General features: G+C 63.2%; 25 protein-coding genes and 2 pseudogenes. 14 read left to right on the top strand and 13 right to left on the bottom strand.

What is annotated here, in order from left to right:
- Window positions 1–68: 68 nt before the first annotated feature.
- The 4 genes from CKW13_RS08400 to CKW13_RS08415 form a co-directional block, all read right to left on the bottom strand.
- Window positions 69–758 carry a DUF4197 domain-containing protein gene (locus CKW13_RS08400; RefSeq protein ID WP_095108120.1) on the bottom strand — a complete coding sequence of 230 codons (690 nt, stop codon included), beginning with the start codon at window positions 756–758 and terminating at the stop codon, window positions 69–71.
- A gap of 27 nt (window positions 759–785) precedes the next feature.
- Window positions 786–1,184 carry a YbaY family lipoprotein gene (locus CKW13_RS08405; protein ID WP_095108121.1) on the bottom strand — a complete coding sequence of 133 codons (399 nt, stop codon included), beginning with the start codon at window positions 1,182–1,184 and terminating at the stop codon, window positions 786–788.
- An 83-nt stretch (window positions 1,185–1,267) separates the two neighbouring features.
- Window positions 1,268–3,751: a glycerol-3-phosphate 1-O-acyltransferase PlsB gene (gene plsB / locus CKW13_RS08410; RefSeq protein ID WP_095108122.1), complete on the bottom strand. Its 2,484-nt coding sequence runs from the start codon at window positions 3,749–3,751 to the stop codon at window positions 1,268–1,270.
- Window positions 3,752–3,998: 247 nt separating this feature from the next.
- The gene (locus tag CKW13_RS08415; protein WP_095108123.1) at window positions 3,999–4,376 is read right to left on the bottom strand and encodes a hypothetical protein; all 378 of its coding nucleotides are present in this window, start codon (window positions 4,374–4,376) and stop codon (window positions 3,999–4,001) included.
- Window positions 4,377–4,577: 201 nt separating this feature from the next.
- On the opposite strand from CKW13_RS08415, the gene CKW13_RS08420 reads away from it, so the two are divergent.
- From CKW13_RS08420 to def, 3 genes are all read left to right on the top strand, one after another.
- Window positions 4,578–4,769, top strand: coding sequence for a CsbD family protein (locus tag CKW13_RS08420; protein WP_095108124.1), 192 nt, complete (start codon window positions 4,578–4,580; stop codon window positions 4,767–4,769).
- A 192-nt stretch (window positions 4,770–4,961) separates the two neighbouring features.
- Entirely contained in the window at window positions 4,962–5,906 is a 945-nt protein-coding gene (locus CKW13_RS08425; RefSeq protein ID WP_095108125.1) for a YihY/virulence factor BrkB family protein, read from the top strand.
- A gap of 2 nt (window positions 5,907–5,908) precedes the next feature.
- Window positions 5,909–6,448: a peptide deformylase gene (gene def, locus CKW13_RS08430; RefSeq protein ID WP_095108126.1), complete on the top strand. Its 540-nt coding sequence runs from the start codon at window positions 5,909–5,911 to the stop codon at window positions 6,446–6,448.
- Here the strand turns inward: def and CKW13_RS08435 are convergent.
- The 3 genes from CKW13_RS08435 to CKW13_RS08445 all read right to left on the bottom strand — a co-directional run bounded on the left by CKW13_RS08435 (window position 6,402) and on the right by CKW13_RS08445 (window position 8,385).
- The gene (locus tag CKW13_RS08435) at window positions 6,402–6,848 is read right to left on the bottom strand and encodes a GNAT family N-acetyltransferase (protein ID WP_095108127.1); all 447 of its coding nucleotides are present in this window, start codon (window positions 6,846–6,848) and stop codon (window positions 6,402–6,404) included. The genes def and CKW13_RS08435 overlap by 47 nt on opposite strands.
- Before the next feature lie 536 nt (window positions 6,849–7,384).
- Window positions 7,385–7,816 (bottom strand): hypothetical protein, encoded by a 432-nt coding sequence (locus tag CKW13_RS08440; RefSeq protein ID WP_095108128.1) that lies wholly within the window; start codon window positions 7,814–7,816, stop codon window positions 7,385–7,387.
- Between the two features lie 137 nt (window positions 7,817–7,953).
- On the bottom strand, window positions 7,954–8,385 hold the full coding sequence (locus CKW13_RS08445; RefSeq protein ID WP_095108129.1) for a PACE efflux transporter: 432 nt from the start codon (window positions 8,383–8,385) through the stop codon (window positions 7,954–7,956).
- Between the two features lie 131 nt (window positions 8,386–8,516).
- Here CKW13_RS08445 and CKW13_RS08450 point away from each other — a divergent pair, with 131 nt between their 5' ends.
- On the top strand, window positions 8,517–9,404 hold the full coding sequence (locus CKW13_RS08450) for a LysR family transcriptional regulator (RefSeq protein ID WP_095108130.1): 888 nt from the start codon (window positions 8,517–8,519) through the stop codon (window positions 9,402–9,404).
- Window positions 9,405–9,460: 56 nt separating this feature from the next.
- Here the strand turns inward: CKW13_RS08450 and CKW13_RS08455 are convergent, their stop codons facing one another.
- Window positions 9,461–10,381, bottom strand: a complete 921-nt coding sequence (locus CKW13_RS08455; RefSeq protein WP_095108131.1) for a LysR family transcriptional regulator — start codon at window positions 10,379–10,381, stop codon at window positions 9,461–9,463.
- Between the two features lie 65 nt (window positions 10,382–10,446).
- Here CKW13_RS08455 and CKW13_RS08460 point away from each other — a divergent pair, with 65 nt between their 5' ends.
- Complete coding sequence (locus CKW13_RS08460; protein ID WP_095108132.1) at window positions 10,447–11,067, top strand: LysE family transporter; 621 nt, start codon at window positions 10,447–10,449, stop codon at window positions 11,065–11,067.
- Here CKW13_RS08460 and CKW13_RS08465 read toward each other — a convergent pair.
- Complete coding sequence (locus tag CKW13_RS08465) at window positions 11,064–12,095, bottom strand: LacI family DNA-binding transcriptional regulator (protein ID WP_095108133.1); 1,032 nt, start codon at window positions 12,093–12,095, stop codon at window positions 11,064–11,066. The two genes, CKW13_RS08460 and CKW13_RS08465, sit on opposite strands and share 4 nt — an antisense overlap.
- A 203-nt stretch (window positions 12,096–12,298) precedes the next feature.
- Here CKW13_RS08465 and CKW13_RS08470 point away from each other — a divergent pair, with 203 nt between their 5' ends.
- Both CKW13_RS08470 and CKW13_RS08475 read left to right on the top strand, forming a co-directional pair.
- Window positions 12,299–12,832 carry a gluconokinase gene (locus tag CKW13_RS08470; protein ID WP_095108134.1) on the top strand — a complete coding sequence of 178 codons (534 nt, stop codon included), beginning with the start codon at window positions 12,299–12,301 and terminating at the stop codon, window positions 12,830–12,832.
- Window positions 12,833–12,915: 83 nt separating this feature from the next.
- Window positions 12,916–14,268, top strand: coding sequence for a GntP family permease (locus CKW13_RS08475; protein ID WP_095108135.1), 1,353 nt, complete (start codon window positions 12,916–12,918; stop codon window positions 14,266–14,268).
- Window positions 14,269–14,324: 56 nt separating this feature from the next.
- On the opposite strand, the gene alaC is transcribed toward CKW13_RS08475, so the two are convergent.
- A complete protein-coding gene (gene alaC / locus CKW13_RS08480) occupies window positions 14,325–15,542 on the bottom strand; it encodes an alanine transaminase (RefSeq protein WP_095108136.1) in 1,218 nt (405 codons plus the stop codon).
- A 198-nt stretch (window positions 15,543–15,740) separates the two neighbouring features.
- Here alaC and CKW13_RS08485 point away from each other — a divergent pair, with 198 nt between their 5' ends.
- From CKW13_RS08485 to CKW13_RS08495, 3 genes are all read left to right on the top strand, one after another.
- The gene (locus CKW13_RS08485; RefSeq protein WP_095108137.1) at window positions 15,741–16,415 is read left to right on the top strand and encodes a LysE family translocator; all 675 of its coding nucleotides are present in this window, start codon (window positions 15,741–15,743) and stop codon (window positions 16,413–16,415) included.
- 90 nt (window positions 16,416–16,505) lie between these two features.
- Window positions 16,506–16,781: a prevent-host-death protein gene (locus CKW13_RS08490; protein WP_095108138.1), complete on the top strand. Its 276-nt coding sequence runs from the start codon at window positions 16,506–16,508 to the stop codon at window positions 16,779–16,781.
- The gene (locus CKW13_RS08495) at window positions 16,765–17,106 is read left to right on the top strand and encodes a hypothetical protein (RefSeq protein ID WP_095108139.1); all 342 of its coding nucleotides are present in this window, start codon (window positions 16,765–16,767) and stop codon (window positions 17,104–17,106) included. Before CKW13_RS08490 ends, CKW13_RS08495 begins: the two co-directional genes overlap by 17 nt.
- 59 nt (window positions 17,107–17,165) lie before the next feature.
- On the opposite strand, the pseudogene CKW13_RS08500 reads toward CKW13_RS08495, so the two are convergent.
- Window positions 17,166–17,648 (bottom strand): annotated as a pseudogene (locus tag CKW13_RS08500) (GNAT family N-acetyltransferase); the annotation flags it as partial.
- A gap of 107 nt (window positions 17,649–17,755) precedes the next feature.
- Between CKW13_RS08500 and CKW13_RS08505 the strand changes: the two are divergent.
- Window positions 17,756–17,968, top strand: coding sequence for a hypothetical protein (locus CKW13_RS08505; protein WP_095108141.1), 213 nt, complete (start codon window positions 17,756–17,758; stop codon window positions 17,966–17,968).
- A 6-nt stretch (window positions 17,969–17,974) separates the two neighbouring features.
- Here CKW13_RS08505 and CKW13_RS08510 read toward each other — a convergent pair whose 3' ends face one another.
- Window positions 17,975–18,829, bottom strand: coding sequence for a LysR family transcriptional regulator (locus CKW13_RS08510; protein WP_095108142.1), 855 nt, complete (start codon window positions 18,827–18,829; stop codon window positions 17,975–17,977).
- Window positions 18,830–18,918: 89 nt separating this feature from the next.
- Between CKW13_RS08510 and CKW13_RS08515 the strand changes: the two genes are divergently transcribed.
- On the top strand, window positions 18,919–19,353 hold the full coding sequence (locus CKW13_RS08515; protein ID WP_095108143.1) for a multidrug/biocide efflux PACE transporter: 435 nt from the start codon (window positions 18,919–18,921) through the stop codon (window positions 19,351–19,353).
- Between the two features lie 43 nt (window positions 19,354–19,396).
- On the opposite strand, the gene CKW13_RS08520 is transcribed toward CKW13_RS08515, so the two are convergent.
- The gene (locus CKW13_RS08520; protein WP_095108144.1) at window positions 19,397–21,013 is read right to left on the bottom strand and encodes an inorganic phosphate transporter; all 1,617 of its coding nucleotides are present in this window, start codon (window positions 21,011–21,013) and stop codon (window positions 19,397–19,399) included.
- 862 nt (window positions 21,014–21,875) lie between these two features.
- Here CKW13_RS08520 and CKW13_RS24975 point away from each other — a divergent pair.
- Both CKW13_RS24975 and CKW13_RS24980 read left to right on the top strand, forming a co-directional pair.
- Window positions 21,876–21,986, top strand: a pseudogene (locus CKW13_RS24975) (hypothetical protein); the annotation flags it as partial.
- Window positions 21,987–22,214: 228 nt separating this feature from the next.
- Entirely contained in the window at window positions 22,215–22,919 is a 705-nt protein-coding gene (locus CKW13_RS24980; protein WP_371856228.1) for a methyl-accepting chemotaxis protein, read from the top strand.
- Window positions 22,920–22,935: the final 16 nt, after the last annotated feature.

Consider the following 22,935-nt stretch of genomic DNA (forward strand, 5'->3'; position numbering starts at 1 on the left):
GTGGCGGTGACGAATGGTAGGGCTAAGACAGTTGCTCCCACAGTTGCCCCTTCATTTTCCTCAAGGCTTTACAGCGTCCCAAACACCTTCTTCGCCAAACTAGTGGCAGCGGCCGCCGGGTTTTGGCGGATGTTGGCTTCTTGCTTGCCGATCATCTCGAACAAGCCGTTGAGGGCCTGTTCGGTCACGTAGCCTTCGATATTCGCGCTCTTGGCGTCCAGCACGCCCAGGGTCGCGGCTTGCCCGGCAAAGGCGTTGTACTGCTGCGCCAGGCCCACTTTGTCGGTGGCTTGCTTGACGATGGGCAGGAACTTGGCGCGGATCTGCTCGCGGCTGGTCTTGCTCAGGTATTGGGTGGCCGAGTCTTCGCCGCCGCTGAGGATGCCCTTGGCGTCGTCCACGGTCATCTTCTTCACCGCGTCCACCAGCAGCGCCTGGGCCTGCGGCACGGCGGCTTCGGCGGCTTTGTTCATGCTGGTTTCCAGTTCGTCGACCTGGGCGCCCATGCCGAACTGCTTCATTTTCTTGGCGACCTTGCCCAGTTTGCCCGGCAGTTCGATTTTCACTTCGGGGTTATTGCTAAAGCCCCCGGGTGCGCCCAATTGCTTGACGGCGATTTGCGCGCCCTGGGTCAAGGCGTCCTTGAGCCCGCCGGTGGCGTCTTTTTGCGACAGGTCGCTCAGGGACAAGGCCAGCGCACTGGCGCTGACCAACAGGCCAGCACACAGGCCGGCAAAACGAAGGGAGGGACGGAGCATGGCGGTTTCCTTGGGCGGCAGGGGTGGTTAACGGACTTGATCGACGCGTACTTTCAATGGCTGCGGGTCTTGGCCATTGAGTTGCACGGCGTGGTGCTCGGTGGTGATGAACAGCAACTTGCCATCGGCCTCGATGCGGGCGCTGACCGAGTAGCGATGGCCGGGCTCCACCAGCAACGGATCGTAAGTGAGGTGGAACGGCAGCGGCACCTGGCCTTTGATCGGCCCGCTCTGCTGGTCGAGGACCCGCGCCGGGGCGTCGGCCAGGGACACGTCTTGCAGGCTGACACTGAGGGTGGCGTTGGGCGGCAGCGCGATGCGTTGCAGGTAGAAGACTTCGCCGTCGAGGCTGGCCTTGGCGGCCGGGGTCGGGCTCTGGCAGGCGCTGAGCAGCGCGGCGAGGGCAAGCAGGGAGAGTTTTTTCATCGCAGGGTTCCTTATCGTGGGCGCCTTACCAAACAGGCGCCTACGACAATCTAGCGGATTTGCGCCGCCAGGGGCCTACCGATTCACTCCAGCTCTGCCGCGTCCTCGCTGCGGTGCAGGGCCACCTGACGGATCGACAGGCGGATTTCCGCCGGCAATACGCGCTTGGCCGCGCCTTCGGCCAACTCGCCGAGCATGGGGTGGTAGCTGAGTTTGCCGGCCTCGTCGCGGCGCAGCACGCCTTGGTCGAGCAGGGTCTGGATGAAGTGGCGGAACAGGCTCTTGTCGAAGAATTCCGGGGCGTTAAGGCCATGCAGGATCGATAGGCGCTGGGCCATGACGGTGCACAGGTCTTCCAGTTCTTCGGCGCTGATGCTGTTCTGGCCGCTGTTGAGCAGCAACGAGATGGCCATATAGAAGCGTTGCAGGGTCTGGGCGATGCTCTTGGACAGCAGGGTCAGTAGCACGAAGTGCCGCGAACTCGGCGCCGGGCGCAGGTAGGCGTCCTTCTCGAAGCGCAGCAGTCCTTGCTCAACGAACGCCTCCAGCCATTGGTCGACCACCGCGTCCAGTTCTTCCAGCGACCACCGGATGAACAACTCCGATTGCAGGTACGGATACAGCGCACGGGTGTAGCGCAGGATCTGTTCGCGGCTCATGCGCGAGGTGCTCTGGAAGAAACTGGCGAGCAACGCCGGCAGGGCGAAGATGTGCAGCACGTTATTGCGGTAGTAGGTCATCAGGACGGCGTTCTGCTCGTCCAGGTAGTGGATTTTGCCCAGGGCGTCGCTCTGCTCGGCCAACAGGTTCATGCCCTTGACGTGCTCGATCAGCGCCCGCCCGTCGCCTTCGGGCAGCGTGGTGTGGGGCGAGTAGGGCACCCGGCGCAGCAGCGCCAGGTACAGGTCCAGCACCCGCGCCATCGCTCGGTCGTCCAGGGCCAGGCGCGTGGTGGAGAGCAGCGCCAGGGCCACCAGGTTGACCGGGTTGACCGCCGCCGCTTCGTTGAGGTGGCGCGCCACGCGCTCGCCGAGGCGATGGGTGGTTTCGCTCAGCCACGCCGGTTTGAACTGCGGGCCCAGGTCCTGGCTGCGCCAGCCCGGTTGTTCGCTGTCAAGAAACTGCGCCAGTTTGATCGGCTCGCCGAAGTTCACCGCCACTTGGCCAAAACGCTGCTTAAGGGCGCCAATCACCTTGAAAATGTCGAAGATCGACTCTTTTTTCTTGCTCGCACCGCGTAATTCGCCCAGGTACGTGCGGCCTTCGAGCACCCGTTCATAGCCGATGTACACCGGCACGAACACGATGGGCATGCGCGAGGAGCGCAGGAAGCTGCGCAGGGTAATGGCCAGCATGCCGGTTTTCGGTTGCAGCATGCGCCCGGTGCGCGAGCGCCCGCCCTCCACGAAGTATTCCACCGGGAAGCCTTTGGTGAACAACGTGTGCAGATATTCGTTGAACACCGAGGTATAGAGCGGATTGCCCTTGAACGTGCGGCGCATGAAAAACGCCCCGCCACGGCGCAGCAGGCTGCCGATCACCGGCATGTTGAGGTTGATCCCGGCGGCAATGTGCGGCGGGGTCAGGCCGTTGCGAAACAGCAGGTAGGACAGCAGCAGGTAGTCGATATGGCTGCGGTGGCACGGTACGTAGATCACCTCGTGCCCCGGCGCGATCTGCTGCACGCCCTCGATATTGTTGACCTTGATGCCGTCGTAGATCTTGTTCCAGAACCAGCTCAACACCACTTCCAGGAAGCGGATGGCGGTGAAGGTGTAGTCCGAGGCGATTTCGTTGCCGTAGCGCAAGGCCAGGGCCTTGGCTTTGTCGGGCGAGATGTTCTCGCGCTCGGCTTCGTCGAGGATCGCCTGCTTGACCAACGGCTGGTTGAGCAAGCCCTTGACCAGGTTGCGGCGGTGGGAAATGTCCGGGCCGATCACCGCGCTTTTGAGGTGGCGAAAGTGCACCCGCAAAATGCGCTGGGCCATGCGCACGGTGCGTTCGTGGCCCTTGTTGTGTTCGATCAGTTCGCGCAGGTGGATGGGCGCGGAGAACTGCACACGGGTCTTGCGGCCCAGGATCATGATGCTCAGCAAGCGGCGCAGGCGCCCGGTGACCGCCCAGCTGTCGGCGAATAGCAGCTTCCAAGGGCTGGACTCACTGCCCGGCGATTGCCCCCAGAACACACTGACCGGAATGATCTGCGCGTCTTCGGCGGCGTTCTGGGTCAGGGTGCTGACCAGCCGGGTGAGGGTCGGCGGCGCGCCGCGTTTGTCCTGGCGGCCCAGCCAGTCGGGCTCGGGCGTGAGGTAGAAAAACGCCGCCGGCTCCATCAGGTTGCCCACCGACACCGGCAATACCGGGCGCGGCAGGCCGGCCTTGGTGCACTCGGTATCGAGCACGGCCAGGTCGGTCAGCGAAGGGTTTTGCAGGACGTAGAACACCGGACGACTGCGGTCGAGGTTGAGGGTGAAGGACGACTGGTTGATCGTTTCCGAGCGCACCCAGAGGTACAACAGTCGGCGCAAGGTGCCAAACACAAGACGGCGGAACGGGGAGCGGGTCATACGGCTTCTGCATGAGTTAAAAAAACCGAGCGGGCGCTCGGGCCGCTAGTGTGCCGTATCCGCGGAAAATCGGCAAAAAAGCGGCGAATGAGTGGGGAATATCGCGACAGGGCGGGTACAGCGCCCTGTGGGAGCGAGCTTGTTCGCGAGGGCGGTACATCTTTCAACACGGATGTTGGCTGGGTGGACGTTATCGCCAGCAGGCTGGCTCCCGCAGTGGTGACTGTTGGCGGTGTTGTCGCGGGGCTTACTGCAGGAACTGCGCGAAATTCACCCCGGTACCCGCCGGGCGCACGTCTTCGAGGTAGGCGTCCTTGTCGGCGCTCAGTTCCAGGCTCACCGTGGATTTGCGCTTGCCTTCGTTGCGTACCACCAGGCCTTCCATTTTTTCCCGCAGGAACACAGTGGGCACTTTCAGGTGCAGCAACTGGTCGCTGGCGGGGCTGTGCAGCAGCAAGTGAATCCACTCGTATTGGCCGATGGCCAGGCGCGCCAGGGGTATATCGAACCACCAGATGTTCTTGTTGCGGTTCAACTCGGTGAAGTGGCAGTTGTTGACGCCCAGCACGGCACCGCCCAGTTCCTGGTTTCTGCGGGCAATGGCCTGCGCTTTATTGAGTTTCATGACATACCTGCACGGTTGGATCTTCGGCGCGTGGCCGCAAATAAGGTGCGCATTCTCGGGGGTTGCGCCGCAAACATAAAGCCCAACCTGCGCCGGGCCTTGAAAAGCCGCCGGGAAAATAAATGAAACTTGCTCCAAATGCCCCCGGTCAACCTTTACGCAAGCACTCGAATCACCCGGATAGTCACCAGGAGAATCACCATGAGTAGCACCAGCGATAAAGTCAAAGGCATGGCCAACGAAGCGGTCGGCAACGTCAAGCAAGGCGTGGGCAAGGCCACCGATAACGACAAACTGCGTGCCGAAGGCAAAGCCCAGGAATTGAAGGGCGAAGCGCAACAGGCTGTCGGCAAAACCAAGGACGCCATCAAGAAAGGCGTCGATAAGGCATAAGCCGAAGTGCGTTTTAGTGTCATTGAGCGGCCATCCACGGATGGCCGCTTTTGTAGGTGCAATGAACCGAAACTGTAGGCATGAGGTCAATTAGGCTACTTTGGTGTAGAACATCCGCTTTCAAAAACCACCCAAATAAACGCCCTTGAGTCGCCCCCGACTTCACACCTTTTTGCGGCGAAAGGAGACGCTATGATTTTCCCGGATTTGAAAGGCCTGCCCCTGCACCGCGTGATGCTGCGTACGGTCACGGAGTTCGTTGACGACGAAATGTCCACCTACGCCTCGGCGCTGGCCTATCAGATGCTGTTTTCCCTGTTCCCCTTCCTGCTGTTCCTGATCGCCCTGATCGGTTTCCTGCATTTACCGGATTTCTTCTCCTGGTTGCGCCTGCAATCGGAACTGGTGCTGCCGCCCCAGGCCCTGGAGCAGGTCAACCCGGTCATCGACCAACTCCAGCAATCGAAGGGCGGCCTGCTCTCGGTGGGTATCGTTATTGCCCTGTGGACCGCCTCGGCGGGCGTGCGCCTGATGATGAGCGCGATGAACGCCGCCTACGACGTGGTCGAGGGCCGGCCGATCTGGAAGCGCTTTCCGTTGTCGATCTTCTACACCGTAGGCATCGCCGGCATGCTGCTGGCCGCCGCCGCGCTGATGGTGCTAGGGCCGCAGGTGATGGCTTGGGTAGCCGGGCAGGTGGGCATGGAAGATTTCATCGTTACCCTCTGGACCGTGCTGCGTTGGCCGCTGATCGTGATTTTGCTGATGGTGGCCGTGGCGTTGATCTACTACGTGATGCCGGACGTGCAGCAGGAATTTCGCTTCATCACCCCAGGTTCCGTGCTGGCGGTGGTGGTGTGGATCATCGCGTCCCTGGGCTTTGGCTACTACGTGAAAACCTTCGCTGACTACAACGCCATGTATGGCAGTATCGGCGCGATCATCGTATTGCTGCTGTACTTCTATATCTCCGCCGCGGTGCTGTTGCTGGGGGCGGAAATGAACGCAGTGATCGAGCACATGTCGGCCGATGGCAAAAATCCTGGTGAGAAGGACATGCCTGGGCACGGCGAAAAACAACACGTGTCGGGACTGGGCCGGGACCACTCGCTCAAGCCGACCACAGACGAAGCCTGAAGATGATCCGTGAAATCCTGAAAATGGGCGACGAACGCCTGCTGCGCATCGCGCCACCCGTCCCACCGCACATGTTCGACAGCGCCGAGTTATGGCAACTGATCGACGACATGTTCCAGACCATGGAACACGTCGGCGGTGTTGGCCTGGCCGCGCCCCAGGTGGGCGTCAACCTGCAACTGGTGGTGTTCGGCTTCGAACACAGCGAGCGCTACCCGGACGCCGAGGCCGTGCCGCAGACCATCCTGATAAACCCGCTGATTACGCCTCTGGCGCCGACCCTCGAAGAGGGTTTCGAGGGCTGCCTGTCGGTGCCCGGGCTGCGGGGTGCGGTGCAGCGCTACCAGCACATCCGCTACGAAGGCTTCGACCCCAAGGGCGAGCCGATCGTGCGCATGGCCTCGGGCTTTCACGCGCGGGTGGTGCAGCACGAGTGCGATCACCTGATCGGGCGCCTGTACCCGTCGCGCATCAGCGATTTCAGCAAGTTCGGCTTTATTGACGTGATGTTCCCGGACCTGCCGCACGGCACGCTGGAGTAGCTTGCAGCGCCACCAGCGCCTTGTTGCGCCGGTAGCGCACCAACCGTTCGGCCAGGGCCTGGGGCAGGGCGCACTGGCTGCAAAACCCCAGTTTTTCGTAGAAGCCTTGCAAGTCCGGGTGGCAGAACAGCCACACCGGGCCGTCGAGCGGGGCGATAGCCTGTGCCACCAGGCCACTGGCGATCTGCCGGCCACGGTAGGCCGGGTCAACGAACAACCCGGTCAGCCAATGCCCCTGTGCCATCGGCCGCAGGTTCAATGCAGCGACGATTTGCGCCTCTTTCGCCACCCACGAAACCCCTTCGCGGCTACTACGCATGGCGGTGTCGTGGCTGCGGTAAAACTTGTTGAGCAAGGGCAGGTGCAGGTCGGGCAATGCTTGGAAATTCAGCTCGGGCATGGTTTTAGAGGGCTTTTTCGGGGAACTGGGCAGTTAAATCGGGCAAATGGCATTCTGCCAGGCAATTGGTGTTATACCTCAACGTTACCTTCCCGTATGAGTGGAGCACGCATCATGGCCAAAGGCATGGATTCAAAGAAAGCCGCGAAAAAGAAACCGGCAAAAACCGCCGACGAAAAACGCGCCGATAAAAAAGCCAAGAAGGTTGGCGTTTTCGGCCACTGATAGATCCTCGCGCCAAGCCCGTTTGTCGGGCTTGGCCTTAGTTTGCCCAGGCAAACTTCCCTCGATAATGGCCGACTAGCTTGCGCCTGAGCAAAAGTGGCGAGGAGCTATGGCTGGAGGCCCGCTACAGGCCGGTGCTGGGCCCGGACCGGCAAGTGCACCGCGTGCTTAAAGTGGCCTCCAATATCAGCGAACGGATCAACCTGGAACACGAAAACCCAACGCCATCGGCCACGCCCTGGCGGTCAGGTTGGCTGTGCCAGCCTCATCGCAGACGAGCCCACTCCCACGCAAGCCCTCCCCAGCAACCGCTATACCGCCGCCATGCCCTCACTCTTGAGCTTCATCTCTTGTTCGCTCGTGACCTTGGCGAACTCTATTTCTTCGGCCATGCGCTTGGCGATTTTCTGCTCGATATCGAACTGCACCGGCGGCGGCATGGCTTTGATCTCTTCTTCGGTGAGGTTCATTTCCAGGAGGAGCTTGGCCCGCAGGCGCTGTTCGGGCGTCTGGTGCATGTATTCGAGAAAATCCTTGAGGGCGTTGCTCTGCTTGCTGCCGTCGGTGGCGTGGGTGGCCGCTTCGGCTTTGGCGGTGGGCGGCACCTTGGTGGTGTCTGCGCTGTTCTGCACGCTGTGCAGCACGGCGTTGAACTGGGTGCTGGCCGCCGCCGAGGTGGCGGGGTCTTTGTCGGGGCGGATGCCCAGTTGCAGCACCGGGCTGGTCTGAACGTTGAGTGACATGATTCAAATCCTTGAACGATGGGAACACCAAGGCCTGGAGCAAATTGCGTGCCTGCCCCGCAAAGCCCCGGTTTCATGGGGTTTTGCCGGGGCTGGGCGGTGAGGGTTTTCCTCTGGGCGGAAGGCTTTTGCCGCTGTCAGGCCGGGTCGGGCAGGGCCGAGGCGGGCAGGCCGAACACGCGGTCGAACAGCCAGTTGAAGGCAAAGGTGTAGCAGGGGATGAACAGAATCAGGGCCAGGTCCAGGAGGAAGGCGGCCCAGAGGCTGATGCCCATCCACCCGGCAATCAACGGGATCAGGAACACGATCAGCGTCAACTGGAACCCCACTGCGTGGGCGATGCGCCGCTTGACGGTGCGGGTGCGCGACGGCTGGCGGCTTTCCCAGCGCTCGAACAGGGTGGTGTAGATGAAGTTCCAGGCCACCGCGATGCTGGTGATGACCACCGCCAGCGGCCCGGTGCTGCTTGGCGAAGTGCCGGACAGCAGCGCCAGGCCGAGGGCGGAGAAGGTCATGCCGAACACCTCGAACAACGAGACATAGACCAGTTTGCGTTTGACGCCTTGCATGGGGGATTCCTTGTGCGCGTGATGGGGGCCAGGCTTTTTTGTGGGCAGGGCTGGCGCTGGGCGCAGAAGGTAGCTTCAATGCGGCTGATAGAAAAAGTCAGTAGCTTTCAGTTTTATTGATAGGTGGTGCCGTGAGTTTCAGCCCTTCGAGTATTGAATTGTTCCTTGCCGTGATCGAACGCGGCTCGTTTTCTGCCGCCGCCCGGGCCTTGGGCAAGGTGCCGTCGGCGGTGAGCATGGGTATCGCCAACCTGGAGGCCGAGTTGGGGTACGCCCTGTTTGACCGCAGCCACCGCGAACCCCAGCCCACGGCGCTGGCCAATGCCCTGGTGCCCCATGCGCGGTTGATCGCCGAGCAGCTCAAGCAACTGCAAGTGCACGCGTTGCAGTTGTCGTTGGGGTTGGAGAGCAAGTTATCCATCGGCGTGGTGGCGGATATTGGCCCTTCGCGATTGCTGGCGGCCATTAAGGTGATTGCCCAGCGCCATCCCTTGTTGGACATCGAAGTGCTGACCGCGCCCCAGGACGATGTCCTGCATTTGCTGCACAGCGGCCGCGTCAGTGTGTGCCTGGCCTTCGCCGGGTTGGCGGTGAACGTGTTGGAGCGTTTCCAGTTCATTGGCAGCGAGCAACTGGTGGCCACCATCGGCGCCGCCCACCCGGCGTTTGCCGGGGCGCATGGGCCGCTGTACCTGGAAGACCTGGTGAACGTGCGCCAGATCCTCGTCGCCAGCCGCGACCTGCCCCTGGCCGACGCCCGGCCGCTGGTGGCCGAGTCGTACTGGCGCACCGATAGCCTGGCAATGGCCCTGGACATGGTGGAAAGCGGCATCGGTTGGGGCAACTTCCCCCTCTCGGTGGTGGCGCCGCTGCTGGCCGCCGGGCGGCTCAAACGCCTGGATTTTCACAACACCGAAAACGGCCTGCTGCTGCCGTTGCACGTGGTGTGGCTGAAAAACCAACCCCTGGGAAAAGGCGCCGCTGCCTTCGTGCAACTGCTGACCCCACCGTTGTTGTAGCCAGCGGGCGAGCCCGCCTCCTATAAAAAAGGCAACGTCGTCGGTGTTTTCCACGCCTATAAGGCGCTTCTGAGCCACGTCAACAATGCCGTCATGGCGGCGTCGGGCTCCGGGGTTTGCCGGCGCAGGAGGTAGTAGGCGCTGCCATCGGGAACAAAGCCCCAGGGCGCCACCAGCAGGCCCGATTGCAGGTCGTCGCGCACCAGTTGCCACGGGGCAATTGCCAGGCCTAGCCCGGCCACGGCCGCTTGCAGGCTGAAGTAGAAATGCTCGAAGACTTGCTCCGCGGGCTCTGGCGTCGGGCTGGCGGTGGCTTCGAGCCAATGGCTCCAGGCCTGGGGCCGGGTGGCGCTGTGCAGGCGCGGGGCGTCGCGGGCCAGCCGGGGCTGGCCGTTGTGCAGGGGCGCCCAGTGCGCGGATCGGTCGGGGCGGCACACCGGGCCGACGCTTTCGTCGAACAGCCAATCGGCGTGGGCATCGGCGGGCCAAGGGAAATCCTGGCGGCGAATGGCCAGGTCGATACCGTCCTTGAACGAAAACGGCCCGCCCCCGGCCACCAGTTGCAGGCTGATGCCCGGGTGGGCGGCGTAGAACGCCGGAATCCGTGGGATCAGCCAACGCATCAGCAAGGTTGGCTCGCAGGACAGCACCAGCGGCGCGCTCGGACTGGGGGTACGCAAGCGGCGGGCGGTGGTTTCCAGTTGATCGAAGGCGTTCTCCACCGTTTGCAGCAGTTCACGCCCGGCGTCAGTGAGAAACACTCGGTGGCTGCGGCGCTCGAACAGGGCCGTTTGTAGGTCGTCCTCCAAGGCCCGTACGGCGCGGCTGATGGCCCCGTGGGTGAGGTGCAGCGCGGCGGCGGCGCGGGTGAAGCTCTCCAGGCGCGCGGCCATCTCGAAGCAACGCAGGGCGCTGAGGGGCGGCAGGCGGCGCTTGGCAGTCTGTGAGTTTTTATCACCGAGAGTGTCAGTTTTCATCGTTCGCCTGGCCGCCCTGTAGCCATTAAAGTGTGGCGCTGATTCTATACCCCGGAGCGCGGCCCATGACTGAACTGTTAGTTGTAATCACCATCACCGTGCTGGCGGTGCTCAGCCCCGGGCCGGACTTTGCCATGGTCACCCGCAACAGCCTGCTGCTGTCGCGGCGCCACGGGGTGATGACGGCGCTGGGGATTGGCTTGGGGGTGATGGTCCATGTCGCCTACACCGTGCTTGGCGTGGGCTTGGTGGTGCGCGAGTCGCTGCTGCTGTTCACCGCGTTGAAAGTGGCGGGGGCGTTGTACCTGATCTACCTGGGCGTGCAGATGCTGCGCGCCAAGCCCCAGGCCGAGGCGGCGGGGCAACCTGGCGCGGTGCAGCAGTCGCTGTGCAAGGCCTTGCGCACCGGGTTTTTGACCAATGCGCTGAACCCCAAGACGATGATTTTCGTGGTCAGCCTGTACCTGCAAGTGCTGCAACCGAACACGCCGCTGGCGCTGCAACTGGGTTACGGCGCGATCATCGTCGCCGCGCACTGGCTGTGGTTCGTGGCGCTGGCGCTGTTTTTTTCCGCGCCGGCCATTCGCAACCGCTTGATGGGCTACAAGCGGCGCATCGACCAGGTGTTCGGTGGCGTGCTGGTGGTGTTCGGCGCCTTGCTGGGGCTGATGAGCGTGCGCGGCTAGGTGCTTTCGCGCACTTTGAGTTCAAAACCCATGTCCTGCACCGGTTGCGCCACGCGGTTGCCGGCCATCAGCACCAGCATCTGCTCGGCGGCGCGCCGGCCGATGGCTTCGCGCGGGGTGCTGATGCTGCTCAGGCGCGGCACCATGTGGGCCGAGGCGGGCAGGTCGTTGAAGCCCAGGATCGCCACGCGCCCGGGCACTGCGATGCCGCTGCGCAGGGCTTCGAGCAGGGCGCCGTGGGCCAGGTCGTCGTTGCCGAAGAAGATCGCGTCCACTTGCGGTTGGCTGGCCATCAGGTGCAGGAACAGTTCGCCGCCCAGGCCCACCGAGGAGGGCCGCGGGGTCAGCACTTCCAAGTCCGGGTTGTATAGGCCGGCCTGCTGCAAGCCGCGGCGAAAGCCCTCGCCGCGCAGCAGGGTGCGTTGGTCCAGTTGCGCGCCGATGTAGGCCAGGTGTTTGCGCCCGCGGGCAATCAGGTGGGCGGCGGCGGTTTCGCCCGCGCTGACTTGGGAGAAACCCACGCAATTGACCCCGGCGCCGGCGTCCAACTCCATCATGTACACGCACGGCACCTGGCTGGCGTCGATCATGCGCCGGGCGCTTTCGGTGCGGTCGAAACCGGTGAGTAACAGGCCTCGGGGCTGATAGGCCATGTAGTTGCGCAGCAGGTTTTCCTCTTCGTCGCGGCAATAGTGGTAGTTGCCGATCAGCACCTCGAAGCCCTTGGGCCGCAGCACCTGGTGGATGGCTTCCAGGGTGTCGATGAACAGCAGGTTGGACAGCGACGGCACCAGCACCACCACCGAATGGCTCTGGGCCGAGGCCAGGGCGCGGGCGGCAGGGTTGACCACGTAGTTGAGGTCCAGGGCGGCTTGGCGCACCTTTTCCACCAGCGCCGGGGCCACGGTGCTGATGCCACGCAGGGCGCGGGACGCGGTGATGGGGCTGACGCCGGCCAGGCGTGCGACTTCATTGAGGGTAGGGCGGCCCGTGGTGCGGGGGTTTTTATCGTTTTTAGGGGAGGTCATCAGGCGGCTTGCCAAACAAAATTCGAGGCACTAAGGTAGCGCTGTCTCGATGTGCCTGCAATTGGCATGAACCGTGGGTTGCCTGATCCCGTTCCTGTCGGTCGAGACCCCCCCATAAAAACGAGAGAAGGCGCCGATAGGGCCTGTTTTTGCACCCGCATCAAATTCGCAAAGATAGCGCTGTCTGCGTTCTGAGGTGTTCCATGAGTCAACCCGTTACTGCTTTGGTCATCATGGGGGTCGCCGGTTGCGGCAAGTCCAGCGTGAGCCAGGCCATTTGCACCCTCAGCGGCGCCACCGGCATCGAAGGCGACACCTTTCACCCGGCCGCGAACATCGAAAAGATGAGCGCCGGCATCCCCTTGGACGACAACGACCGCGCCGGTTGGCTCGATAGCCTGTGCGCAGAGCTGCGCCGTGCCCTCGCGGCGGGCGAGCACCCGGTGCTGACCTGTTCGGCCCTCAAGCGCAGCTACCGCGAACGCCTGCGCAGCGCCTCGCCGGGGCTGGGTTTCGTATTTTTAGAATTGAGTCGCGAAGTGGCCGCCGACCGCGTGGCTCATCGCCCGGGGCATTTCATGCCTGCCACCTTGATCGACAGCCAGTTCGCCACCCTCGAATCACCGGTGGGCGAGCCGCGCACCCTGGCCCTTGATGCCTCGACCCACAGCGTCGAGCAACTGGCGAGCCAGGCCACCCGGTGGTGGATCGAACACGGCCTCACGCCGCGCGCCTGAGGCGCGGGGCAAAAAGATAGCGCTGTCTGGCAACCCAACCTCCCACACCCGCTTTAATAACAACAACAAACAGGAGAAACCCCATGTTTGGTCTGTCCCACGAGACGTTCCTGCTGTTAGACGCAGTGGTTACGGTGATCGGCCTGATCGTGCTGATTACCCAGTTCAAGCTCCATCCCTTCATCGCCCTGATTATCGCCGCCGCGTTTTTGGGGCTGACGTCGGGCATGCCCATCGGCACCATCATCAAGGCCTTCCAGGACGGGTTTGGCGGCGTGCTGGGGTTTGTCGGCATCATCCTGGCGCTGGGCACCATGCTCGGCAAAATGATGGCCGAGTCGGGGGGCGCCGATCAGATCGCGCAAACCCTGATCCGCGCCTTCGGCAAGGAGCGGGTGCAGTGGGCGATGATGTTCGCGGCGTTTCTGGTGGGCATCCCGTTGTTCTTCGAGATCGGCTTTGTGCTGCTGATTCCCTTGGTGTTTATCGTGGCGCGGCGTACCGGCGTGTCGCTCATCAAGATCGGCATCCCGCTGCTGGCCGGCCTTTCGGCGGTGCATGGCCTGGTGCCACCGCACCCGGGGCCGCTGCTGGCCATCGGCGTGTTTGGCGCGGACATCGGCAAGACCATCCTCTATGGCCTGATTGTCGCGCTGCCCACGGCCATCATCGCCGGGCCGATCTACGGCACCTTTATCTCCAAGTACATTCCCGGTAACCCGTCCCAGGAACTGGTGGACCAACTGGCCCGCGAGCCGGCGTCCGAGACGTTGCCAAGCTTCGCCATTACCTTGGTCACCGTGCTGCTGCCGGTGTTCTTGATGCTGCTCAAGACCTTCGCCGACGTGGCCTTTGCCGATGGCCACTGGTTGCGCACCTGGATGGACATGGTCGGCCACCCCATCTCGGCACTGCTGCTGGCGTTGCTGCTGTCGCTGTACACCTTCGGCCACCGTCAGGGCATTGGTTCCAAGCAGATCCTCAAGTTGCTCGACGCCAGCCTCGCGCCGACCGCGGCGATCATTCTTATCATCGGTGCCGGTGGCGGTTTCAAGCAGATGCTGGTGACCAGCGGGGTGGGTGACGTGATCGGCCATATGGCGGTGAACGCGCAAATCTCGCCGATCCTGCTGGCCTGGCTGGTGGCGGCGGTGATCCGCATCGCCACGGGGTCGGCGACGGTGGCGACCATTACTGGGGCGGGCATTGTGGTGCCGGTGGTGGGGATGATTCCGGGGGTGAACCGCGAGTTGCTGGTGCTGGCCACTGGCGCCGGTTCGTTGATTCTGTCCCACGTCAACGACGCGGGGTTTTGGCTGGTCAAGCAGTATTTCAATATGACCGTGGCCGAAACCTTCAAGACCTGGACCGCGATGGAAACCATCCTCTCGGTGGTGGCCTTGATCTTTATCCTGCTGCTGTCGTTGGTGGTCTAAGCCAAGTGGCTGTTAGGGGAACCGGGCCTGGCCCGGCTCCCCATCGTCGCCCAGGGTCAGCCGTTGGCTTTGTGCACCAGCCCATCGGCGCGCAGCATCGCCCGGATGCCGCGTACTGCCTGGCGGATGCGGTCCTGGTTTTCGATCAGGGCAAAGCGCACATGATCGTCGCCGTACTCGCCAAAACCCACCCCCGGCGAGACGCACACCTTGGCCTCGGCCAGGAGTTTCTTGGCGAACTCCAGCGAACCCAGGTGGGCGTAGGCTTCGGGGATCTTGGCCCAGACGTACATCGAGGCTTTGGGGTTCTCCACCATCCAGCCCAGTTCATGCAGGCCTTTTACTAGCACGTTGCGGCGCTGGCGGTACTGCTCGGCGATATCCTTGACGCACTGCTGGTCGCCTTCGAGCGCGGCGATGGCCGCCACTTGCAGTGGGGTGAAGGTGCCGTAGTCGTGGTAGCTCTTGATCCGCGCCAGGGCGTTGACCAGTTCCGGGTTGCCGACCATGAAGCCCACGCGCCAACCCGCCATGTTGTAGCTCTTGGACAGGGTGAAAAACTCCACGGCGATGTCCTTGGCCCCCGGCACTTGCATGATCGACGGGGCTTTCCAGCCGTCGTAGACGATGTCGGCGTAGGCCAGGTCATGCACCACCAGTACGTCGTACTGCTTGGCAAGGGCCACCACGCGCTCGAAGAAATCCAGTTCCACGCACTGCGCGGTAGGGTTGGACGGAAAGCCCAGGATCATCATTTTCGGCTTGGGGATCGAGCCGCGAATGGCCCGTTCCAGCTCGGCGAAAAAGTCCACCCCTGGCACCAGCGGCACGGAGCGCACCTGGGCCCCGGCGATCACCGCGCCGTAGATGTGGATCGGGTAGCTGGGGTTGGGCACCAGCACGGTGTCGCCCTGGTCCAGGGTGGCCAGCATCAAGTGCGCCAGGCCTTCCTTGGAACCGATGGTGACGATGGCTTCGCTTTCCGGGTCGATATCGACCTCGTAGCGCTCCTTGTACCAGTTGGCAATCGCCCGGCGCAGGCGCGGGATGCCCTTGGACGTGGAGTAGCCGTGGGTGTCTTCGCGCTGGGCGACGGTCACCAGTTTTTCCACGATGTGGGGCGGCGTCGGTCCGTCGGGGTTGCCCATGCTGAAGTCGATGATGTCTTCGCCACGACGACGGGCGGCCATCTTCAGCTCGGCAGTGATGTTGAACACGTAAGGGGGGAGTCGATCTATGCGCGCAAAGCGGCGCGGCGAACCTGGTTCGGCCATTGTTGCCTCGAAGTACGTAAGCGCCCGGAACCGTCCGAGCGACGTTGGCCACTGCGGTGGCCTGGGCGGCACGATAAGGGCGATGATGGCCAATTGTCCATAGTGGGCCGGCAAATATTTTGGTGGCTGTTTTCGCCCTGATTGGGCACATTGCCGGCCAGTTCCGGCGCCAATGCCACCGTTTTTCTGGAATCGACCATGGAATTTACCAGCGGCTTTTTGCTCAGCCTTTCCCTGTGCCTGGACATTGGCGTGGCCAATATCGCGATGATTACCCTGGCCATGCAGCGCGGCTATTTCCAGGGCTTTGCCCTGGGCCTGGGCACGTGTTTTGGCGATTTGATTTATGCCGTGCTGGCCCTGGCCGGCATGAGCGTGTTGCTGCAGTACGAAACGGTGCGCTGGGTGCTGTGGGTCGGTGGTTCGCTGCTGTTGCTGTACTTCGCGGCGAAGATGATCCATGCCGCCATCCACCACGAAGCGGCACTGGCCCAAACCGCTCAAGTGCCCGCCGGCTCCCATCGCCGCGAGTTCTTTCGCGGCATGTTCCTGGCCATGTCCTCGCCCAGCGCGATCCTCTGGTTCGCCGCCGTGGGTGGCACCCTGATCGCCCGCTCGGGTGGCGGCAGCCTGGCCAGCGCGGGCCTGTTCCTCGGCGGTTTCTTCAGCGCCGGGCTGCTGTGGAGCGCCGGTTTGTGCCTGGCCGCCACCCAGGGCGGCAAGCTGCTGGGGGACAAGCTATTGCGCTACTCCTACCTGGCTTCTGCGGCGATCTTCTGCTACTTCGCGGTGTACGTGATCGTTTCCGGGTACAACGAGTTTGTTGGCCAAGCCGCCTCCTTCGAGGCCGCCCAGGGGGTGGGGCACGGTTGAAAACGGACGTGTTGTTGTGCCTGGTCTTTTTGTGGTCTAAATTGAGGCCTTGTTGAGCCCTGGTAGGCCGTGTGCCGAGGACGCATTCCCATGCGAGTTGAAACCATCAGTTTTGTGAAGAAAAACGCTGCCTCTCTGGATTTGTCCGAACCCATGCTGGTGACCCAGAACGGCGTACCGGCCTATGTGATCGAGTCTTACGAGGCGCGCAAGCGCAGGGATGAAGCCATCGCCCTGCTTAAGCTGCTTTCCTTCGCCTCGCGCGACAAAGAGCAAGGCAAGTTGATAAGCGGCGACACTTTGCTCGAACGCCTCGCCCAACGGCGTCAGTTGCTGCAAGAAAATGACGATGCCCAAGACCTATAACGTCCAGTTCGCGACGGCGGCCGAGCATGGCGTGATGTTGTTGGAGCACTACCTCACGGGCCAATGTGGCGCGCAAAAGGCCGCGCAATGGGTGGATGAACTGGTGCGCCAGATTGTCTCCACTCTCGCCACCCAAGCCCATACCTACAGCCTGTGCCAGCAGGCCGTTTCCCTGGGGGTCACCCACTTCCACGAATACCTGCCCATGGGCCAGCGTGTGCTGTATGAAATTTATCCCAGTGAAGGCTTGGTGGTCGTGGCGTTGGTGTTGGGGCAACGCCAGAGCGTTGAGCAACAGTTGATCGATTACTGTCTGCTGCTCTGATCTGCAAGGCTCACTAAAGGGTTGCCAGAGGGCAACCCTTTTTCGTGGGGCGCGTCGGCATACACCCACCCCATCCGCCGCTCATAACCGATGCGGCCTTTGTACGCCTCGCCGCTATCGACCCAGCCGTGCTTGCTGTAGAGGGCGATGGCGGCGTTGTTGGTGGCGTCCACCGACAATTCCAGCGCGCGGATCTGGGGCCAGGCCTGGCGTGCGGCGGCAGGCAGGGCGCGCAGGCAGGCGCTGCCATGGCCGCGGCCCTGGGCGCGGCGGTCGACTTGCAGGGCGTGCAGGGTGGCGCTGTGTTCGTCGGCCCAGGCCGGTAAGGCGGGCGGGCGCTTGAGCAGCAGGAACGCCACCGGCACGTCATCGGCCAGCAGGGCGAAGCCCTTGACCCCGGGGCCGGGTTTGGACAGCAGGCTGTGCAGGGCGCCGTGGATGTCGCCGCTGAAGGGGATTTGCTCGGGATGGACCTCAATGGCTTGCACTTGCTGGCGTTGCAGGGCGTCGAGGTGTTCGTAGGGGACGAGTCGGGCAGTCATCGCGAGTCCTTGGGGCGAGTGAACCGCGAAGTCTAGCGAGTTTCGCGCAGGCGATTATTTTTTTTCAGCGCCTGTCGATTGGCCGCCTACCGCGCGCACTGGCAGGCGTGCATGACGATGTGCCCCGAGCCGAGGACACGGACTGGCCGCAGATTGCCGCGCTGGATGAGGTGCTGCTGCGCAGACAGCCGTCACCGGTGATCGAACTCAACCGCACGGTGGCCGTGGCGCGCTGCGAGGGGCCGGCGGCGGGGCTGGTGTTGGTCGAGGCGATCCTCGCGCAGCGCCAGTTCATCGCGCGCCCACTCGCTCAGTTGTAGTGCGGCTCAGGCCAGCATTTTTTCCAGCAACCAACTGCCCGCCGGGCCTGGTGGGTGCAGGCGCGACCACAGCGCATCGACCGCCACCGGGCGTGGCCAGCCGCGCACGGTGAGCTCCACCAATTCGCCATTGCCCCAGCGCGTCACCAACCAGCGTGGCAGCGGCGCCCAGCCGAACCCGCGTTGGGCCATCTCCAGCAGCATCAGGTAACTGGGCGCCGACCACACGCGGCCCCCGGCGCGGGTTTCATAGGGGTTGACGATGGTGGCCAGGCGCAGCTCGCGGTGCTGGCGCAGGCTGTCCTGGTCGATGTGTGAGGCGCTGGCCAGGGCATGGCGGGGGCTGACGAACAGGGCGATTTCGGTGCACTCGTCCACGGTGGCGCTGACCAGGTCGGGCGGGTACGCCGGTTGCAGCTCGGCGAAGGCGATGTGGGCGCGGCCACGTTGCACCAGCGCGATCAAGTCGTCGCATTCGGCGATCAGGCATTCGAGTTCCAGGTCCGGGTAGCGCTGCTCGAAATCAATCAACGAACGCTCGAAGCGGTCGGACTGGTAGGTGTCGGAAATCGCCACCGTGAGCTTGGCCTCCAGCCCCTGGGCCAATTGCCCGGCGCTGATGTGCAGGCGGCTGGTGGCGGCCAGGATGTCCTCGGCTCGTTGCAACAGCACATGGCCGGCGGGAGTCAGGCGCGGCTTGCGGCTGCTGCGGTCGAAGAGCACCAGGTTCAGGTCGATTTCCAGGCTGGCGACGGCGGCGCTGATGGTCGATTGGCTCTTGCCGAGTTTTCGCGCCGCCGCGGAAAACGAGCCTTCGCTGGCGGCCAGGACAAAGGCTTGCAGCACTTCTTGTGAGGCCATGAACTATCGCCTTGATCGATGGTTATTGATTATGAAGTATCGGTATGGGCGTGGATGATCGCAACCACATTCACCTCTGGAGGCCGACCATGAGTCCGCAAAAATCCCTTACCGAACGTTGCCTGCAAGCCTTGGGTTTCGAGCTGCTGGCCTTGGCCCTGTGTACGCCGCTGCTGGCCTGGCTGATGGACAAACCGATGCTCGACATGGGCGTGGCGACCCTGGCCATCAGCGTGCTGGCACTGATCTGGAACGTGATCTTCAACGGTCTATTCGAGCGCGTGCTCAAGCGCTGGAACCTGCGCAAAAGTGCTGGCACCCGGGTGGTGCATGCGCTGCTGTTCGAGGGGGGGCTGGTGGCGGTGGGCGTGCCGCTGATTGCCTGGTGGCTGGACATCAGCCTGCTGCAAGCGTTGATCCTGGATATGGGCGTGTTGTTGTTCTTTCTGCCCTACACCTATGTCTACCACTGGGTGTATGACCTGGTGCGTGAGCGGTTCGTACCCGCCCACACCGCGCAGTAAGTAGCAAGCGAGCCCGCTTGCTACAGGGGTTACGGTGCCTGCCTCAAAAAAACTGGGTAAACAGCCAATACAAACTCCCCGACAATAGGATCGCGGCCGGCAGGGTCAGTACCCACGCCATCAGTAGGTTGCGGATGGTGCGCATCTGCAGGCCGGCACCGTTGGCGACCATGGTCCCGGCCACGCCCGAGGACAACACGTGGGTGGTGGACACCGGCAAGCCGAACATATCGGCGGCGCCGATGGTCAGCATGGCCACGGTTTCCGCCGAGGCGCCCTGGGCGTAGGTGAGGTGGGTCTTGCCGATTTTTTCGCCCACGGTCACCACGATGCGCTTCCAGCCGACCATGGTGCCCAGGCCCAGGGCGATGGCCACGGCGATTTTCACCCACAGCGGAATGAAGCGCGTGGCGTTGTCGATTTGCTGCTTGAACAGTTGCAGCTTGTCCTGGGTGTCGGCATCGAAGTGTCCAACCTGTTTTTTGTCCATCAGGCGAATGGTTTCACTGGCCAGGTACATGTCGTTGCGCACGTTGCCCATGGCCTCGGCCGGGACTTTGGACAGCGAACCATAACCCTTGACCTCGGCGCCGATATTGCCGGTCAGGGCGGCCAGGGCCGGGATCAGTTGCGCGCTGGCCTCCTTGCTGCGCACGTAATCGGACAGCACCTGCCGGGGGGCGGCGGGTGCGGCTTGCGGGGTATGGCGGCTCAAGGCCTGTTGGGTCACTTCGGCCACGGCGGCGAACTGCAACGCCTGGTCGGCGGGCATGGTGCGGTTCAGCGCATAGGCCATGGGCAAGGTGCCCACCAGGATCAACATGATGAGGCCCATGCCTTTTTGCCCGTCGTTGGAGCCGTGGGCGAAGGACACGCCGGTGCAGGTCAGGATCAGCATGGTGCGAATCCACCAGGGCGGTGGTGTGTTGCCCTTGGGCGCCTTGTACAACGCGCGGTTCTTCACGAACGCGCGCAGGGCCAACAGCAGCAGCGCGGCAAAGGCAAAGCCGATCAACGGCGAGAGCAACAAGGCATAGCCAACCTTGGTCGCTTGCGCCCAATCCACGCCGCTGGTGCCGTCGCGCCCGTGCATCAGGGCATTGGCGATACCGACGCCGATGATCGAGCCGATCAGGGTGTGGGACGACGACGCCGGCAAGCCCAGCCACCAGGTGCCCAGGTTCCACAGGATGGCGGCAATCAGCAGGGCGAAGATCATGGCAAAGCCTGATGAGGAGCCTACTTGCAGGATCAACTCCACCGGCAGCAGGGCGATGATGCCGAACGCCACCGCGCCGCTGGACAACAGCACCCCGAGAAAATTGAAAAAACCGGACCACACCACCGCCACTTGCGGCGGCAGGGAATGGGTGTAGATCACCGTGGCCACCGCGTTGGCGGTGTCGTGGAAGCCATTGACGAACTCAAAGCCCAGGGCGATCAGCAGCGCCACCCCCAGCAGCAGGAAGGGCGTCCAGGTGGTGACGGGGGTGTCCAGTTGATTGACGTCGTGCATCAGGCTGTAGGCGGTGAACAGCAACCCCAGGGCCAGCACGGCGCAAAAGACGACGACGGTCAGTGCGCTGGTTTTTTTCTCCAGTTGCGGTCGGGCGTCCTCGGTGCGGGCGGCTGAGGCGGCGGTGAGGGAGGGGGTGGCCATGGTGGTCAAGCCTGTGGCGAAAAGGAATGCCCGCCATGATCGTTGCCAATTGTTACGGCTGCTCTGCGTCAGGTCAGTGTTTTGCCGATTGGTAGCGCCATCGATCGGATTGGCAGCGCTCTACACCGCACGTTTGTCGCCCTCAAGAAAGCGCGTCGCGTGCCGATCATTGTTCTGCCAGCGGTTTGTTTTGGCTTCACGCTGGGCCTTGACAGGGACGTCGAAGCGTCATTCCTGCCGCTCGCGCGGCCTGCTTCATCCCTGTCATGAGAGTCATGCGATGTCTGTGCACAAATCCCTGAGGGCGCAAATCCTCGTGCTGCTGAGCTCCAGCCTGTTGGCCATGCTGCTGATCGCCCTGGCCTGTTTCCACTTTCTGTCCAATGGTGTGCAGAGCTACCGCCAGTTGATCGAGGGGCCGCTGCACACCTCGCAACTGATCGACGAAGCCAACCTGCAATTCAAGATTCAGGTCCAGGAATGGAAAAACGTACTGCTGCGCGGCAAGCAGCCAGCGGACCTGGACAAGTACTGGAAGCAGTTCGAGGATCGCCAGGGCGATGTGCAGAACATCCTCGCGCAATTGATCCGCGAGCCCGCCACCGACGCCCTGCTCAAGACCCGCCTCGAACACCTGCGCGAAGAGCATCGCCTGCTGGGCGAGGCCTACCGCAAGGGCCGCGATGCCTATGTGGCGGCCGGTGGCGACCCGGTGGCCGGGGACCTCGCGGTCAAGGGTGTGGACCGCGCCACCAGCGAGCAGATGAGCGCGTTGGTCAGCCAATTGCGCCAGCAGGGCGGGGCACAGTCGTTGCTTATCAGCACCGCGGCCGATCGCACCGTGTGGCTGGGGCTGGCGGTGATGCTGGTGTCGGGCCTGCTGATCGGTGTGTTCAGCCTGTGGTTGGTCAACCGCAACCTGGTGCAGCCGATCCGCCAATTGATCGAATACGTTGCCCAACTCAGCCAGGGGCGCTTTGCCGAGCGTGTGGCGAGCGACCGCCAGGACGAACTGGGCCGCCTCGCGGTGGCCGCCAATACCCTGCGTGATTTCCTCGCGCAAACCTTTGCCAGCTTGCAGCGCAATGCTGTGGACCTGGACGGCGCCAGCGGCGAGCTCAACGCCATCGCCGGGCAAATGGCCCAAGGCACCCAGGAGCAATTCGACCGCACCGACCAGGTGGCCACGGCCATGACCGAAATGTCCGCCACCGCCCAGGAAGTGGCGCGCCACGCGGTGGATGCCGCCCACGCCGCGGATGACGCCGACCACTCGGCCCAGCAGGGCGAGCAGGTGATGCAGCAGACCATCGCCACCATCACTCAGATGCGCGGTGAAATCGTCAACACCGCTACGGTGATCCGCCAACTGGAAAGCGACAGCGGGCGCATCGGCAAGGTGCTGGAAGTGATCCGCGCGATTGCCGAGCAAACCAACCTGCTGGCCCTCAATGCCGCCATCGAAGCCGCCCGCGCGGGCGAGGCCGGGCGCGGTTTTGCGGTGGTCGCCGACGAAGTGCGCAGCCTGGCGCAGCGCACGGCGGCGTCGATCGTGGAAATCAACCAAATCATCCAAACCGTGCAGAGCGGCGCGGTGGATGCGGCCCACGCCATTGAAAGCGGACAGTCGCGCAGCGAAGAAAGCGTCGCCCAAGTGACCCAGGCCGGGGTCATGCTCGAGCGCATCACCACGGCGGTAGAGGCGATCCGCGACATGAACCGCCAAATCGCCACCGCCGCCGAGGAACAGACCTCGGTGGCCGAGGACATCTCGCGCAACCTCAGCCAAATCACTGCCATCGCCAGCACCAACCAGGACAACGTGCAACGCACCGAAGCGGCCAGCCGCAACCTGCATGGGTTGTCCGGGCAGCTCAACGAACTGACCTCGCGCTTGAGTGCGTGATGGGTTGGTAGGGGCA

It is taken from the genome of Pseudomonas sp. Irchel 3E20 (assembly GCF_900187645.1).
Classification (GTDB): Bacteria; Pseudomonadota; Gammaproteobacteria; order Pseudomonadales; family Pseudomonadaceae; genus Aquipseudomonas.